Genomic DNA, 15,216 nt, shown 5'->3' with positions numbered 1-15,216 from the left:
ATGCGACGCGGCGCACAGCCAGGCCCGCTCAACGCGCATGGCCCGGCCCGTCTTGTATCGCCCCGACCGTTTCTTCAGCGTGCCGCGTCCGTCACACGCCAGACCGTGTCACCGACATCATCGGCGATCAGCAACGCACCGTCCTTGTCCTGCACGACGCCCACGGGCGCGCCATACAGCTGCTTCTCGTCGCTGGAGTGGAAGCCACTCACCACGGTCTCCGGCTTACCTTCCGGTTTGCCATCCCTGAACGCGACGAAGACCACTTCGTATCCGCTCAACGGCGAACGATCCCAGCTGCCGTGCTCGCTGATGAAAGCGCCGTTGTGGTACTTCGCAGGCAGACCGTTGCTCTGCGTCAGAAGCAACCCGAGCGGCGCCACGTGCGAGCCGATGGCGTAGTCCGGCCTGATCGCCTTGGCCACGAGATCGGGCCGTTGCGGTTTGACCCGCGTATCGATGTGCTGGCCGTAATAGCTGTACGGCCAGCCGTAGAAACCGCCTTCCTTCACCGAGGTGAGATAGTCGGGCACGAGGTCGGCGCCGATTTCATCGCGCTCGTTGACGATGGCCCAGAGTGAGTTGCTCACGGGGTCCCACTGCAAACCGGTGGGATTGCGCAGGCCCGCGGCATAGATGCGACTCGCCCCGGTGGCGACATCGACCTCGAGCACATCGGCACGCCGGTATTCGATATCGAGGCCGTTCTCGGTGATGTTGCTGTTGGAGCCGACGCCGACATACAGCTTTGTGCCGTCCGGGTTGGCCTGCAGCGCCTTGGTCCAGTGATGGTTGATGGTGTTCGGCAGATCGGTGAAGTTCGTCGCCGGCACGGTGATCCGCGTCTGCCCTTCCTGGTAGGGATAGCTGACGATGCCATCGGTGTTGGCGACGTAAAGCGTGCTGCCGATCAGCTGCACGCCGAAGGGCGAATTCAGCCCTTCGAGAAATACATGCTTCTCCCACGGTCCCGACGCGCTCTCGCGCAACAGTGTGATGCGATTGCCGCCCTTCCCGCCTTTGCCCGACTGGTTCTTCACCATGCTGGCGATCAGCTGCTTGGGTGTGGTCACGGGCTCGCTGCCGGGACCGTTGGACTCCACGACCAGCACATCGCCGTTCGGAAGCGTGTACAGCTGCCGCGGGTGCATGAGGCCGTCGGCGATGCGTTCGATCTTCAGGCCGGCCGCTACCCTCGGCGCCTGCCCCTGTTTCCAGCCTGCCTTGTCCGGTACCTGCATGGGTGGGACGAGAAAGTTTTGTGCCTTGGGCAAGGTCGGATCGGTGCCCGACTGCTGGGGCGGCTCGAAGGAGGCTTTCTCGCTGCACGCCCCGAGGGCGACGACACAGGCCAGCGCCAGCGCGTTGCGACAGATGTACTTAGTCATGGGCCAGCACTCCCCGGTCGGATGCCCGCACCGCGACCACGATGTGCCCGATAGCGAGCAGCAGAACGGTGACGGCGGAGAGCCATACCCCTTCCGGGATGACCGCATACGCGTCACGGCTGTGAACGAAGGCGTTGAAGATCGCGGCGACGATGGCCACGAGGTTGAGCCAGAAGTCGAGTCGCTCACCGCGCACGGCGGCGTGACGGGAGGTGACCCAGACCTGGGTCAGGTTGACCAGCCGCGGTACGATCGCGAACAGCAGGCCGAATACGATCAGCCAGGCGGCCCCCTTCATCCAGAGGATCACGCCGGTGCGGGCGTAGACGATATCGAAAATCAGTGCCGCCACGAAGCATCCGAACGGTATCGGATTGAGCAGGCCGTAAATGGCATTGGCCACCACGTTGCGACGTGGCAGGACATGAGAATGCATGGTGACGATCTCCCTGGACTGGTGGAGCGGACGAGGCCTCCGCTCCGCATGCTGATCCGGGCGATGTCTAAGCCGCGTCTGCTCCTGGGCACCCCCTTCCCCTGAAGACCCGTGGCGGGCGATCATCCGCAAGAAATCACAGGGGGAGTTCGGCATGTCGGAGCACGGCCAGGATCAGCAGCTCGAGCGGCTGACCTTTTTTTCGGACGCGGTGTTCGCCATCGCCATCACCTTGCTGATCATCGAGGTGCACGTGCCTCATCCCGAGTCGCGTACGGACCAGGCCTGGCTGCAGGCTCTGGTCGACCTGATTCCGCAGCTAGCGGGTTTCTTCCTCAGCTTCATCGTCGTCGGCGCGTTGTGGGCCGCGCATCACCGGGTCTTCGGGCTGTTGCGCCGTTACAATCCCTCGTGGCCGGGGCGCAGCAACCTTCCGCTGCTGCTTACGCCTTTGGCGGTGATGTTGTTTGCCCGGATGCGTTCCCGGAGGCCGACGGCGGCGCCTTGACCGGCACGCAAGCGCCGGACGTATCCACGCGGCGCACGACGCAGGCCTCGGGATGCGTGGCGGCGGCCACGTTATAGGCGGCTATCCGGTCTTCCCGCAGCTGGGGCGCGGGCGACGGATCGTTCGATTCCTGAGACATGAGCATGATCTCCCGATCCGCCGGTACGCCCGGCTGCACTGACGCTGCGCGTAGCCGCGTTACGCCACCGTTACCCTCCCGCATAGATCACCTGCACCCGATGCTCGGCTCCGTCATCCTTCAGGGCCAGGGTTGCGCCACAGGCCACCCCGTCCAGCAAGAGGCTCGCCGGTTCGCCCTCGTGTGCACGACGCAGGTCGATGACGTAGGTCGCTCGTCCCTGGCGGTAGCGCACGGTATAGCCCGGCCAGTCCGCCGGAACGCGAGGCACGATCCGCAACCGGCCACCGTCGAGATGGATACCCAGTAACGACTCGACGATCAGGCGGTACATCCAGCCCGCCGACCCGGTGTACCAGCTCCACCCACCCCGTCCCGTGTGCGGCGCGACGGAATAGACGTCCGCCGCGATGACGTACGGTTCGATCTTGTAGCGCCCGATCGCGGCGGCGTCCCCGGTGTGACTGGCAGGATGGATCATCCTCGTCAGTTCCCACGCCCGCTCGTGGTTGCCCATGTGCGCGAAGGCCATGGCGGCCCAGACCGCGGCGTGGGTGTACTGGCCACCGTTTTCCCGCACGCCGGGCACGTAGCCCTTGATGTAACCGGGATCCATGGCCGACGTGTCGAACGGCGGATCGAGCAGGCGGATCATGCCCGGATCGTCGAGCACCAGATACCGGTCCAGCGACGCCATCGCACGTGCTCGCCGGTCGTCGCCGCCCACGTCCGAAAGGACCGACCAGCTCTGTGCGATCGCATCGATCCGGCATTCGTCGTTGCCCGCGGAGCCCAGCGGGGTGCCATCGTCGAACCAGGCGCGCCGATACCAGTCGCCGTCCCAGGCGCTCGCTTCGAGGGATGCGGCCAGCGTGTCGGCCCCCGCGACGCATTGCCCGGCGAACGAGAGGTCACCGCGCTGACGAGCCACCTGTGCGAACTCGCGCAGCACATGGACGAGGAAGAAGCCAAGCCAGACGCTTTCGCCCCGCCCGGCCTCGCCTACCTTGTTCATGCCGTCGTTCCAGTCGCCGCTGCCCATCAGCGGCAGGCCGTGAACGCCACGCGGCGCGGCGTGTTCAAGCGCCCGGACGCAGTGGTCATACAGCGACGCCCGCTGGCCCGAAGGCCGGGGCTGATCGTAATAGGACTCTTCCCCGGGGCGCAGCGGACGGCCTTCGATGTACTCGACGGACTCGTCGAGTACCCCGGTATCGCCGCTGGCCTGCACGTAGCGGCTGGCGGCCAGTGGGAGCCAGAGGTAATCGTCCGAACATCCCGTACGCACGCCGCGACCGCCGGGCGGATGCCACCAGTGCATCACGTCACCCTCGACGAACTGATGCGCCGCGCACATCAGCAACTGCGCCCGGGCCATGGCCGGCGCCGCGTGCTGCGTCGCCATCGAGTCCTGCAACTGGTCGCGGAAACCGATGGCCCCGCCGGACTGGTAGTAACCGCTGCGGGCCCAGAGGCGACTGGCGATGGTCTGGTAGAGCAGCCAGCCATTGGCGAAGACGTCGATCGACGCATCGGGCGTAGCGACCTGGACCGCGCCAAGGGTGTCGCTCCAGTGGCGCCGTACGGCGGCAAGGGCGGCGGTCGCCGAACCGGTCTGCCTGAAGCGCTGGACCAGCGCACGCGCCTCGGGTTCGCTGGCGCCCATGCCGAGGCGGAAGATCACGTCACGGGATTCGCCGGGCGCCAGGACGACGAAGCTGCGCAACACACCGCACGGGTCGAGTCCCGCCCCGACGCGGTTATGCCAGCCCGGACGGCGCATGCCCAGCGGCGCGCCCGCGTGGCCATTGCGCCCGAGAAAGGCGGTCCTGTCGCCACCGACGTCGCGGTCGGGATCTTCGACATCGAAGAAGGCGACGCGTCCCGGAAAGTCGCTGTTGTAGGCATTCCGTGCGAACAGCGCGCCGGTCATCGAATCGATCTCGGTGACCACGTGCATCGCGCTGCTCTCGCGCACGTCGCCCAGCAGCCATTCGACGTAACCCGTAATCGACAGGCGCCGTGACTCGTCACCGTCGTTGGTGAGAGTCAGGACCTGGAATTTCACCGACGCGTCGATGGCGACGAACACCGCCAGGCTCGACGAAACCGTGTCCTCCGCGTGGTCGAACACGGTGTAACCGAAGCCGTGCCGCGTGGTGTATTCACCCGCACCACGCATGGGTAGCGGCGTCGGCGACCACGTATGACCGGTGGCTTCATCGCGCAGGTACATCGCCTCGCCGCAGGCGTCTTCGACCGGGTCGTTCTGCCACGGCGTCAGTCGGCACCCGTGCGCGTTCGCTGCCCAGGTATACGCGCTGCCGCTTTCGGAGATCACCGTACCGAAGTCCGGATTGGCAAGCACATTGCACCAGGGCGCGGGCGTGACCGCACCGGGAGCAAGCGTTATCACGTACTCGGTACCGTCGGTAGAGAAAGCGCCCTTCGGCGCCGAAGCGGGGACCGGCTCGATGACCGGACGACGCGGCCAGCTGGCCGGCTCCGCGGCGACCGGGTGAGCGCCCAGCCGGTGACGCTCCATCTGCTCCTGCAGGGAACCCAGGCTGTCGACCACCACGATCGAGGCGCTGGCTTCCATCACCAGTCGATCCTCGAAGGACAAGGGCTGTGCCGCGCGGATGTAGACGCCGCCGGGGCGGTCGAGCAGGTTGGCTTCGGCGCCCGAGGCCAGCAGGCCGGTCAGCGCGTCGTGCAACGTCTGTCGGTACCCCGTGCTGTCCTCGTTCCAGATCACCAGGTCGACCATGAGACCGCGGAGGCGCCAGTAGGCGGCCGCGCGGATCAGATCGCGGGCGATATCCAGACGCGCGATGTCCGCGATGCGCAGCAGGACGATCGGCAGGTCACCCGAAACGGCTTGCCCCCACAGCCCCGACTGGCCGCGCCGGTTTGCCGCGATCAGGCCCGGCTCGGCGCGCAGGGCAAGGTTCGGATAGAGGATCGATGTCGCCATGTGCTCGTACAACTGGGCGTCGGCAAGCGTCGAGTTGGCCTGACGCAGCAGCACCTGGCTGCGTGTCCATGCGAGGTCGAAGACGCGGTCGGACAGGTGCCGGTCGCGATACTTCTCGATCAGACGTACGCAGCCCTCGCGCACATCCGCGACGCCGGTGACGAAGTCGAGCGTCGCCGTCTGGTCGGGATCGAGCGTCACCCGTACCCGAATGGCGACGATGGGATCGAGCACCGCGCCGTGACTTCCCGACAACGTGTCGCAGACGGCATCAAGCGCGGCCGGTTGAGCTGTGGTCCGGCCTCTCCCGATGAAACGGGCGCGGTCGGTCTCATACGAGATCGCATCGACATCCGCATCGTGTACCGCGACCAGATGGCACATCCATGGCGGGACTTCATCCGCCGAGCGCGGACGCCGTGTGCAGATGAGCGCCTGCAGGCTGGGCACGATCTCGGTCGTGACGAAGAGTTTGCTGAAGGCCGGATGGGCCGCGTCACCGCGTGGATCGGCCAGCACGACTTCGGCATAGCTGGTCAGTTCGATCGTACGACGCGTGCGGCCGCGATTGGTCACGCGGGTACGCCGCAGTTCCATATCGTCCTCGGGCGAGACGACGATCTCCGTATGCGTCTCGAAGCCGCGTTGCCGTACGCGGAACTCCGCGCGCGACTCCGCCAGAATGGCCTCGAAGTGGTCGGTCTGTCGTGCCACCGGCTGGTAGGCCGTCGACCACACGTCACCCGAGGCGGGATCGCGCACGTAACAGAACATGCCATGACGGTCGCGGGTGATGTCCTCGCGCCAACGGGTCAGCGCCATGCTGTCGCGTCGACTGTACCCACCACCGGCGCTGCTGACCATGACGTGATAACGGCCATTGGACAGCAGTTGCACCGCCGGCCGCGGACGGTCCGGATCGGTAAACAGGCGCAGCCGGGCTTCCGATGTCGCGGGTGCGGGCGCGCCCTCGCCCAGCCCGACGGCGTGCAGGTACTCCGATGCCGAGCGCGGCACACGTTCCTGCAACAGGAGGCTCGTCGCCATGACGCGCGGATCGGCTTCGAAGCGCTTGCGCATGGGCTGTCCGAGCAGCACATGCGCGATCGACAGCAACGACATGCCCTGATGATGGGCCATGAACTCCCGCACGATCGCCGAGTGCTGTCCCGGCGGCAGGCGCGACGGCGTGTAATCGACAGCTTCGTAGAGGCCGAACCGACCGGCCACGCCATCCGCGGTCAGCCGCTGCAGATTGCCGGTGGCTGCCGCCGGCGCGACCATCAGGGCCAGCACGGACGCATAGGGGGCCACGACGAGGTCGTCACCCAGTCCACGTTTGAGACCCAGACCCGGCACGCCGAAGGCCCGGTACTGGTAGGTCAGCTGCGCGTCGACGGCGTTGTATCCGGATTCGGACACCCCCCACGGAAGGTTGCGCTGCTTGCCGTATTCGATCTGGCGCGCGACCGCGGCACGACAGGTCTGCTCGAGCAGGCTGCCTTCGTAGGTCGGCATGACCAGCATGGGCATCAGGTACTCGAACATCGAGCCCGTCCAGGACAACAGCACCGGCAGACCGCCGGCATTCGTCAGCAGGCGGCCCAGCGAGAACCAGCTCTCCTGCGGTATCTGCCCTTGCGCGATGGCGACGAACGTCGTGAGTCGAGCCTCGGAGGCCAGCAGATCGTAGAACGAGTTGTCCAGCACGCGACGTTCGACATCGAAGCCGATCGACAGCAGGCGGCGGTTGTCGTCATAGAGGAAGGCGTGATCCATGACGGCCAGGTCGCCGGCCAGCGCCGCCGCCGCGGTGAGCGCGTCCAGACGCGTGGCGGCGCGCGCGGCGCGCGCCCGGTCGTTCGCGTCGGCCGCGATCTCCGCCAGCGACGCGATGCGATCACCGACGACGTCGGTATGCCACGCCTGGGCTTCGTCCAGAAGGTCGTCGCACTGCGCGGCGATCCGGGACAGCCAGAAACGCGTCTCTTCCGCGCCGTCGCTCCCATGGCGACCCACAAGTCCGTCCAGCTGGTGTCGCTGCGCGGTGGCGAACACGAATACATCCGTCGGCGTCGCGGGTGGCTTGCCCATCGCCTGAACGAGCTGATCCGACCAGTCGGCGAGGTCCGCTCGCCACGCGCCGCCGGCTTCTGACGCGAGGATTCCGACGCTGTCGGCCAGACCGGCGATCGACGCCACCGAAAAGACCGGCGCGTCGGCAATCGCCAGCAGCCCCCGCTGCAACGTGAGCAGGTGGCCGGCGAGGTTTCCGCTGTCGACGCTCGACACGTAGAGCGGATGCATCGGCGTACCGTGCTCCGTGTCGTACCAGTTGTAGAAATGGCCGCGATATCGCTCGAGATCGCGCATCGTGCCAAGCGTATGGCCAAGACGTTCGACCAGCGCCCCCGCCCCGAGATAACCGAAATCGTATGCGGACAGGGCGGAAAGCAGCCCCAGGCCCATATTGGTCGGCGACGTGCGCCTCGCGACGCGGGGCGCCGGCATCATCTGCACGTTATCCGGCGGCAGCCAGCGATCGTCGGGGCCCATGTACGTTTCAAAGAAAGCCCAGGTGCGGCGGGCGAGATGACGCAGGAACGTCCGGTCCGCGTCCGTAGGCGCATAGACTTGCGCGCTCTGCGCGCGGCTGACCCACCAAGCGAACGGTGGCGAGGCCATCCAGAGCAGGAGCAACGGGAACGCGACGGGCAACGCGGCCGGTCGTACGGCCACGAGCGCCGCCGTCACGCCGAACGCCACGGCCGGACCGGCCCACAGTGCGCGCCACGGAATCGTATGCGTGCCGCGACCCTGTCGCTCCACTTCGCCGGACGATCGCCATTCGAGCAGGTGCGTCCGACTCACCAGCACACGCCAGAGCGATCTCGCGATCGCATCCACGCTCAGGCGAGCTTCGTGCGGAAGCCATGCAACGGCGAGGCCGAGGCGTGCCACATGCTGTCCCGCCGCGTCCAGGGCGACGCGGCCGTGCACCGGCCAGGTCACATCGTGTGGCTTGCGAATCACGTCCATCAGCACGTGGAGCAGAACCGGTACGAACAGCATCGACAGGACCGCGATAGTCCACGTCGCGACGGGGCCGATCCACAGCCAACCGCCTACCAGCAAGGCCAGGGCGGCCGGCGACACGAGACTGCGGCGCAGGTTGTCGAAGATCTTCCAGCGCGACAGGCTGCTCAGATCGTTGCGAACCCATCCATGAACGCTGGGCACCGTCGGCATCAACCAGGGCAAGAGCTGCCAGTCGCCACGGGTCCAGCGGTGCCTTCGCACGCTGTCATCCGCGTAGCGCCCCGGAATCTCCTCGAAGACCAGGACGTCGCTGAGCAGCCCCGAGCGCGCGAAACAGCCCTCGATCAGATCGTGACTGAGTACGCGTTCGTCCTTGAGGCGCCCGGCCAGTGCACGCTCGAAGGCATCGATGTCGTAGATGCCCTTGCCCGTGAACGAGCCTTCGTGGAAGACGTCCTGGTAGACATCGGACACGGCACGCGTATACGGATCGACACCGGCATCCGCGCCGTACAGGCGTGCATAGACCGAGCGCGCCTGCGCCGGCAGTGCGATACCCACGCGCGGCTGCAGGATGCCGTAACCCGACACCACGGTGTTCGACGCGTCGTCGAACACCGGGCGGTTCAGCGGATGATCCATCGCCGCCACCATCAGATGAGCGGCGTCGCGCGGGAGCTGCGTATCGGAGTCCAGCGTGATGACGTAACGGACGGGGGGAAGATCCGCGATTCGTCCGACGATGAGCGCGAAGCGTTCCGCGCCTTCGCCGCGCAACAGCCGGTTCAGTGCGGCGAGCTTGCCGCGTTTGCGGTCGGCGCCCATCCAGCGTCGTTCCGTCGCGCTCCATTCCCGGGGGCGATGAAACAGATAAAAACGATCCGCTGCCACCGATGGATACCGGGCATTCAGTGCCGAAACGCGACGTCCTGCGTACGCGAGGATCGCCTCATCGTCCGGGAGGGCGGGCCGATCGGCATCCAGAAAGTCGGTGAGCAAGGCGAAATGCAGCGCATCGTCGCGATTGGCGAGGAAACGCACCTCGAGTGCATCGACGACCTCGTCGACGTCCTCCACACTGCCGAGCAGGGTCGGCACGGTGACCATGGTTCGCGCTGCCGCGGGCATGCCGGACGCATAGTCCATACGAGGCAGGTAATCGGGCGATGCGATCAGCGACGCGCCGAGGTTCAGAAGGCTCAGGCTGAGCTGGCTTGCAACGAGCAGACACCCTGCGCCGAGCAGCATCCACACCCAGGCTGACGCCGAAACGACCGCCGCCGTCGCCACCAGGCCAACGGTGAGCGCGGCAGTGAGCAGGAGAAACACGGTGAACGACACCGCGAACGGTGCGCGTGTGAAGGCGCGAGCGCACCGTGTTTTCCAGCCCCGGCTTGCGCCGAGCGCACGCTCGAACTCCGTTGCCCCCGCGCCGACCAGATAGAAACCGACGTGCCGCCGGGTCGTATCGTGGACACCAGCCGCCTGCGCGAGACATGCGGCGTGCACCGCACGGGCGGTATCCACTTCGCTGCGACGTGTCGCACGCGCCAGGCGCTCCACCGCATGGCGATAGCGATCCCGGCTGGTGAAATCCATCGCGGGATAAACGCCGGAGGGATCGTCGCGAAGCGATGCCTCGACCAGACTCGCGTGTTCGACGAAGTCGCGCCAGTCCACCGTCGCCAGCGAACGGAGGCTGCCGATGCTGTTGCCGACCGACACCTGGTGCATCGCCTGCTGCTGCGATTCGGCCTGCACGAGGTAGTCGATGCTGCGGCCCGATTCCGCGAGCCTCTGCTCGACCCAGCCCAGCGGCATGGCCAGTGCCGGCCCCTGCCCCTGTAACCGGCGCACCAGCTCGGCCACGAACGGTGCACTCATCACCGGGGCGGAGCGCGCCATGTCGGCGACCACCAGCACCACATTCTTCGGATCGTCGGCCGCCATGCGCGTCATGGCATCCGCCCAGCGCGTGGCACGTCGACGACGCGAGCGGTCCTGAGTCACGCGCACGGCGATGCGACGCAGATTTTCGATCAGCGCGAGCCGCAGCATGATGGGCACCGCCCAGAGTTCGCCCAGACTGAGCGGCGCGACGGTCTGGTAGGCATCGAGGAAACGCGCCAGGCCAGCGGCGTCGACGCGTCCATCGCCGTGGGAAATGACTTCCAGTGCGATGTCGTAGACGCGGGGAAGACCATGGGATGCGCCGCCATCGAGCTGGACGAGTTCGCGACTGTACCCTTTGGGAAAATCCTTGTTCGCGCTGCGGATGTGCTCTTCGATCAGGTAGAGGTTGTCCAGCAGCCACTCGCCGGCGGGCGTCGCGCTCTCCCCGCGACGTGCGGCCACCATGAGGCCGCGACACGCCCCAAGGATCACCCGTTCGTTGTCGGCAAGACGGGGAAGCAGCCATTCGGGTAGCCGGCGCGCAGCCAGACGATGCCTGGCGGCGAGTTGCGCGCCGTAAGCCTCGAGTTGTTCGGCATTGAAGAGTTCGGCTCGTAAGGCCGGCTCGCGTTCCGCGCCCGCGGTTTCCCGGACGCGCTTACGCCGGAAAAGGTCTATAGACCCGCCGTTAACATCGCGACGACATGCATGAGCTGCTCCCGATGCGGCCGGTGGACCGCCCTTAGCCGCCGAGTGTGCGCCGCTGACGGGCCGAGCGCCATCACCAGGGCGGAGATCGCCGTGTGTGCGTTGCTGCGATGCGGAAGCCACCTTGCCGAATAAGCGCGTATACGCGGCGCATACATCGGAGTGGTGACCATGCAGTGCAGCAATTAGTGACTGCGGAATGAACCATTCATTAGTGGTGCGTGTAGATACACCGAGACGCATATAACGAATTACTAACGTATTTGCGTTCTAGCGTCTCCGTAAGCGATGGTTCCTTGACGCAGGTCGCAAAACTGGCGGTTTTCACTTTGAGGCCTACGCGACCCCGTCTAAGCTGAAAGTCCTTCGGCGCGGATCAGTGGTACGCGATTGGCATCGAAGAAGGCGAAGGACATCGTTCTTTCAACGAATGGCGTCGACATCGGCATCCCCAACGGCCGCCCGTCGACGCCCGCCTGAGGTTTCATCCTACGCATCCAAGGGGGTGTGTCATGCGCCAGCTGTGTGCCGGTGCATGGAGATGTGTGCGTAAAACGCTGGAAATACAGGACGTTGGCTGGCCCTCTGCTTTTCGGCCCATTCATTCTCGCTCCGGTATAAACGCTTAGACGTCCAATTCATCTCCAGGAAACACGCGGCCGCATGACGACGAAGATTGAGCAGGCACATGATGACGACACCATCGATCTCAACGCGTTGTTCGGTACGCTGCTCGATCACAAGTGGCTGATCGTTGCAATCACGGGGGTCTTCTTCGTGATCGGTGTGCTGTATACGCTGCTGGCGACGCCTATCTATCAGGCCACCGCCGTGGTGCAGGTCGAGCAGAAGACGCCGAGCCTTCCGGGGCTGAGCGACCTTTCGCAATCGCTCGGCACGACCGCATCGCAGGCCGTCACCGAGATCGCGCTGATTACGTCGCGCCTGGTCGTCGGACAGACGGTCGACGACATGCGACTAAACGTGCAGGCGTTGCCGCAGCGCATGCCGGTGATCGGTGACTACCTCTCCCGCGGGCATAAACCCGGCCAGCTGGGCAAGCCTCGCTTCGGACTCAGTCGCTATGGCTGGGGCGGCGAGGTCGTCGACATCTTCAAGCTCGATCTGCCCGATCCGACCATGGGCGGCAAGTTCGAGCTCCGCGCCGAAGACAATCACCAGTTCAGCCTGTACGACGACGATGGCAAGCGTGTGGCGCAGGGCGCCGTCGGTCAGCTGATCAACGGCAAGGGCGTGACGGTGCAGATCCGCCAGCTGGTAGCCAACCCGGGGACGCGCTTCGACGTCGTCGTGCAGCCCGCGCTGACCACCACGACCAAGCTGCAGACCGATGTCGTCGCCCTCGAACAGGGCAACGACTCCGGGATCATCGGGCTGACCTATAACAACGCCGATCCGGAGCTGGCGCGGAAGGTGCTGGAACACGTCACCACCGCGTATGTGCGGCAGAACGTCGAGCGGAACTCCGCCGAAGCCGCCAGCCAGCTGCAGTTCGTCAAGGACCAGCTGCCCAAGGTGCGGCAGGACCTGGACAAGGCCCAGGCCGCGATGAACGCCTTCCAGACACAGTCCCACTCCGTCGATCTGAGCATGCAGACCAAAGGCCTGCTCGATCAGATCGTCGGTGTCGAGAACAACATCCAGCAGTTGCACATGCAGGAAGCGGACATCGATCGCCGCTTTACTCATGACCACCCTGCCTACAAGGCGTTGCAGCAGCAGATGGGCCAGCTGCAGGCACAAAAGGACAAGATGCAGAAGGAAGTCGGCGCCCTGCCCGACACCCAGCAGCAACTGCTCAAGCTCAACCGGGACGTCCAGGTCAGCAGCAATACGTACACCAGCCTGCTCAATCAGGCTCAGCAGCTCGACATCGCCCGCGCGGGCACCGTCGGCAACGTGCGTATCGTCGACAAGGCGGCGGTGGACCCCAACGTTCCCGTGCAGCCGCGCAAGGCGCTGATCGTCATCATCGCGACCTTCCTCGGTGCCTTCCTCGCGCTGGCCTTTGTCTTCCTCAAGCAGATCCTCAATCGCGGCATCGAAGACCCTGCGCTGATCGAAGACCTTGGCCTGCCCGTCTATGCGTCGGTGCCGCTCAGCTCCGGCCAGAGCGCGCGTTCCATCCGCACCCGTCACAAGCACGGCGCGCGTGGCCCCCTGCTCGCCATCAGCGACCCGGCCGATCTGGCGATCGAATCCATCCGCAGCCTGCGCACCAGCCTGCACTTCGCCCGGCTGGAAGCGAAGAACAACATCCTGATGATCACCGGCTCCAGCCCGTTCGCCGGTAAGACCTTCGTCTCGGCCAACCTCGCGGCCGTCATTGCCCAGGCGGGGCAGCGCGTGCTGCTGGTCGACGGTGACATGCGCCGCGGCACGCTGCACCAGTTGCTCGGCGTCAAGACGGGACGCGGGCTGTCCGATCTGCTGGTCGGCAAGGCCGAACTCGCGGACGTGGTGCAGAAGGGGCCGACCGAAAACGTCGATTTCATCAGCCGCGGCCAGGTGCCGCCGAATCCGTCCGAACTGCTGATGCATCAGCACTTCACGCGCTTCATCGAGGCCGTGGTGCCCGCCTACGACCTCATCATCATCGATACGCCGCCCATCCTGGCGGTGACCGATGCGGCGGTGATTGGCCATCACGTCGGGACCAGCCTGCTCGTGGCGCGTTTCGGTCTCAACAAGCAGCGCGAGCTGGCACTGGCCAAGCAACGTTTCGAACAGAACGGTGTCGAGCTGAAGGGCGCCATCTTCAACGCGGTGGAAAAGCGCACGGCGGGCTACTCCGAGTACGCGTACTACAAATACAAGGCCGATCCGGCTTGAACCGCCCCGCTACCACGGGGCCCAGCATGAAAAGAGCACTATGTCGCGCATCCTGATCGTCGGAAATCACACGTGCGGCAACCGGGGCGACGGCGCCATTCTGCGCGGCCTTCTGGAATGTCTGGCGGAGGCGCTGCCGGGGATCAAGGTCGATGTGACCAGCCGCTTCCCGACCAGCTCCGAATACCTTATCGGGCGTCGGTTGTTGCCCGACACGTTGAATGCCTACTACAACGAAGCCGCGAAAAAGCGCTTCGGTGGCCTGCGGCCGAAGGTGCTGCGCCGCCTTGTTCCGCGCATCCTGCACGGGCATCTCATGGGACGCTGGTGGGCACGCTGGGTAAAGCTGCCGCAGCGCCATCGCGAGACCATCGAGTGGATGAAAGGGTACGACCTGGTCATTCAGGTCGGCGGTTCGTTCTTCGTGGACCTGTATGGCCCCACGCAGTACGACCAGTCCATCTGCGCCCTGCTGGCGGGCCGTCCGGTCTACATGATCGGCCACAGCGTCGGGCCCTTCCAGCAGCCGTTCTTCCGGCAGATCTCCGAAGACGTCATGACCCGGGTCAACGCGGTCGCTCTGCGTGAGGAAGTCAGCGCGCGCTATATGACCGAGGGGCGCATCCCGCAGGACAAGGTGCGCTGGACGTCGGATACCGCGTGGCTGGTCAATCCGGGGGTCAACGAGCCCGTCAATACCGCGCAGCCGACGGTGGCCGTGACCTTCCGTGAGCTGGCCCCGTTCGACAAGCGTCTGGGCGTGACGCAGGCCGAGTACGAAACGGCGTTCGCCGAGCTGCTGGATGCCGTGATCGAAGCGGGCTACCGCGTCGTCGCCTACTCCACCTGCACGGCCATCGACGGCTACCCCAAGGACGACCGCATGGTCGCTCTCAAGGTGCGCGCGCGCCTGCGCCATCCGGAGTCCTTCCATGTCGAGATGAACGAGCTCAACGATGTCGAGATCGGCCGCCGCCTCGCCACCTGCGTGCTCACCATCGGCACGCGGCTGCACAGCGCGATCATGTCGATGAACTTCGGTACGCCATCCGTGGCGCTCAATTACGAGCACAAGTCCGAAGGCATCATGAAGCGTCTCGGTGTGGACGACCTGGCCATTCCCGTCAAAGCCCTGCTCGACGGCAGCCTGCGCACGAAGGTGCTCGCGTTGCTCCAGGACGAGACCTTGCGGCCACGCGTCGCCACGGCGGTCGCCCGCGAGAAGGCGTTCGCCCGTGAGTCGGTACTGGCGACGCTGGGGATCGGAGCCTGACC

The 15,216-nt window shown here is 65.7% G+C and carries 6 protein-coding genes; 3 read left to right on the top strand and 3 right to left on the bottom strand.

The features are described from left to right. Nucleotides 1–74: 74 nt before the first annotated feature. Together FA85_RS20320 and FA85_RS20315 are read right to left on the bottom strand one after the other, a co-directional pair. Nucleotides 75–1,388, bottom strand: coding sequence for a PQQ-dependent sugar dehydrogenase (locus tag FA85_RS20320; RefSeq protein ID WP_036113376.1), 1,314 nt, complete (start codon nt 1,386–1,388; stop codon nt 75–77). After that, nucleotides 1,381–1,824 (bottom strand): DUF2231 domain-containing protein, encoded by a 444-nt coding sequence (locus FA85_RS20315; protein ID WP_036113378.1) that lies wholly within the window; start codon nt 1,822–1,824, stop codon nt 1,381–1,383. The genes FA85_RS20320 and FA85_RS20315 overlap by 8 nt, the downstream gene beginning before the upstream one ends. Before the next feature lie 154 nt (nt 1,825–1,978). Between FA85_RS20315 and FA85_RS20310 the strand changes: the two genes are divergently transcribed. Then, nucleotides 1,979–2,332: a TMEM175 family protein gene (locus FA85_RS20310; protein WP_051943672.1), complete on the top strand. Its 354-nt coding sequence runs from the start codon at nt 1,979–1,981 to the stop codon at nt 2,330–2,332. 209 nt (nt 2,333–2,541) lie between these two features. Here the strand turns inward: FA85_RS20310 and FA85_RS20305 are convergent, their stop codons facing one another. Next, nucleotides 2,542–10,845, bottom strand: coding sequence for a GH36-type glycosyl hydrolase domain-containing protein (locus FA85_RS20305; protein ID WP_239739794.1), 8,304 nt, complete (start codon nt 10,843–10,845; stop codon nt 2,542–2,544). A 906-nt stretch (nt 10,846–11,751) separates the two neighbouring features. Here FA85_RS20305 and FA85_RS20300 point away from each other — a divergent pair. After that, entirely contained in the window at nt 11,752–13,941 is a 2,190-nt protein-coding gene (locus FA85_RS20300) for a polysaccharide biosynthesis tyrosine autokinase (RefSeq protein WP_036113381.1), read from the top strand. 40 nt (nt 13,942–13,981) lie between these two features. Next, a complete protein-coding gene (wcaK, locus tag FA85_RS20295; RefSeq protein ID WP_036113384.1) occupies nt 13,982–15,214 on the top strand; it encodes a colanic acid biosynthesis pyruvyl transferase WcaK in 1,233 nt (410 codons plus the stop codon). Nucleotides 15,215–15,216 lie beyond the last annotated feature (2 nt).

Source organism: Luteibacter mycovicinus (assembly GCF_000745235.1).
Classification (GTDB): Bacteria; Pseudomonadota; Gammaproteobacteria; order Xanthomonadales; family Rhodanobacteraceae; genus Luteibacter; species Luteibacter mycovicinus.
The sequence above is the reverse complement of the archived record's forward strand: the minus strand, read 5'-3'. Positions and strand labels throughout refer to the sequence as shown.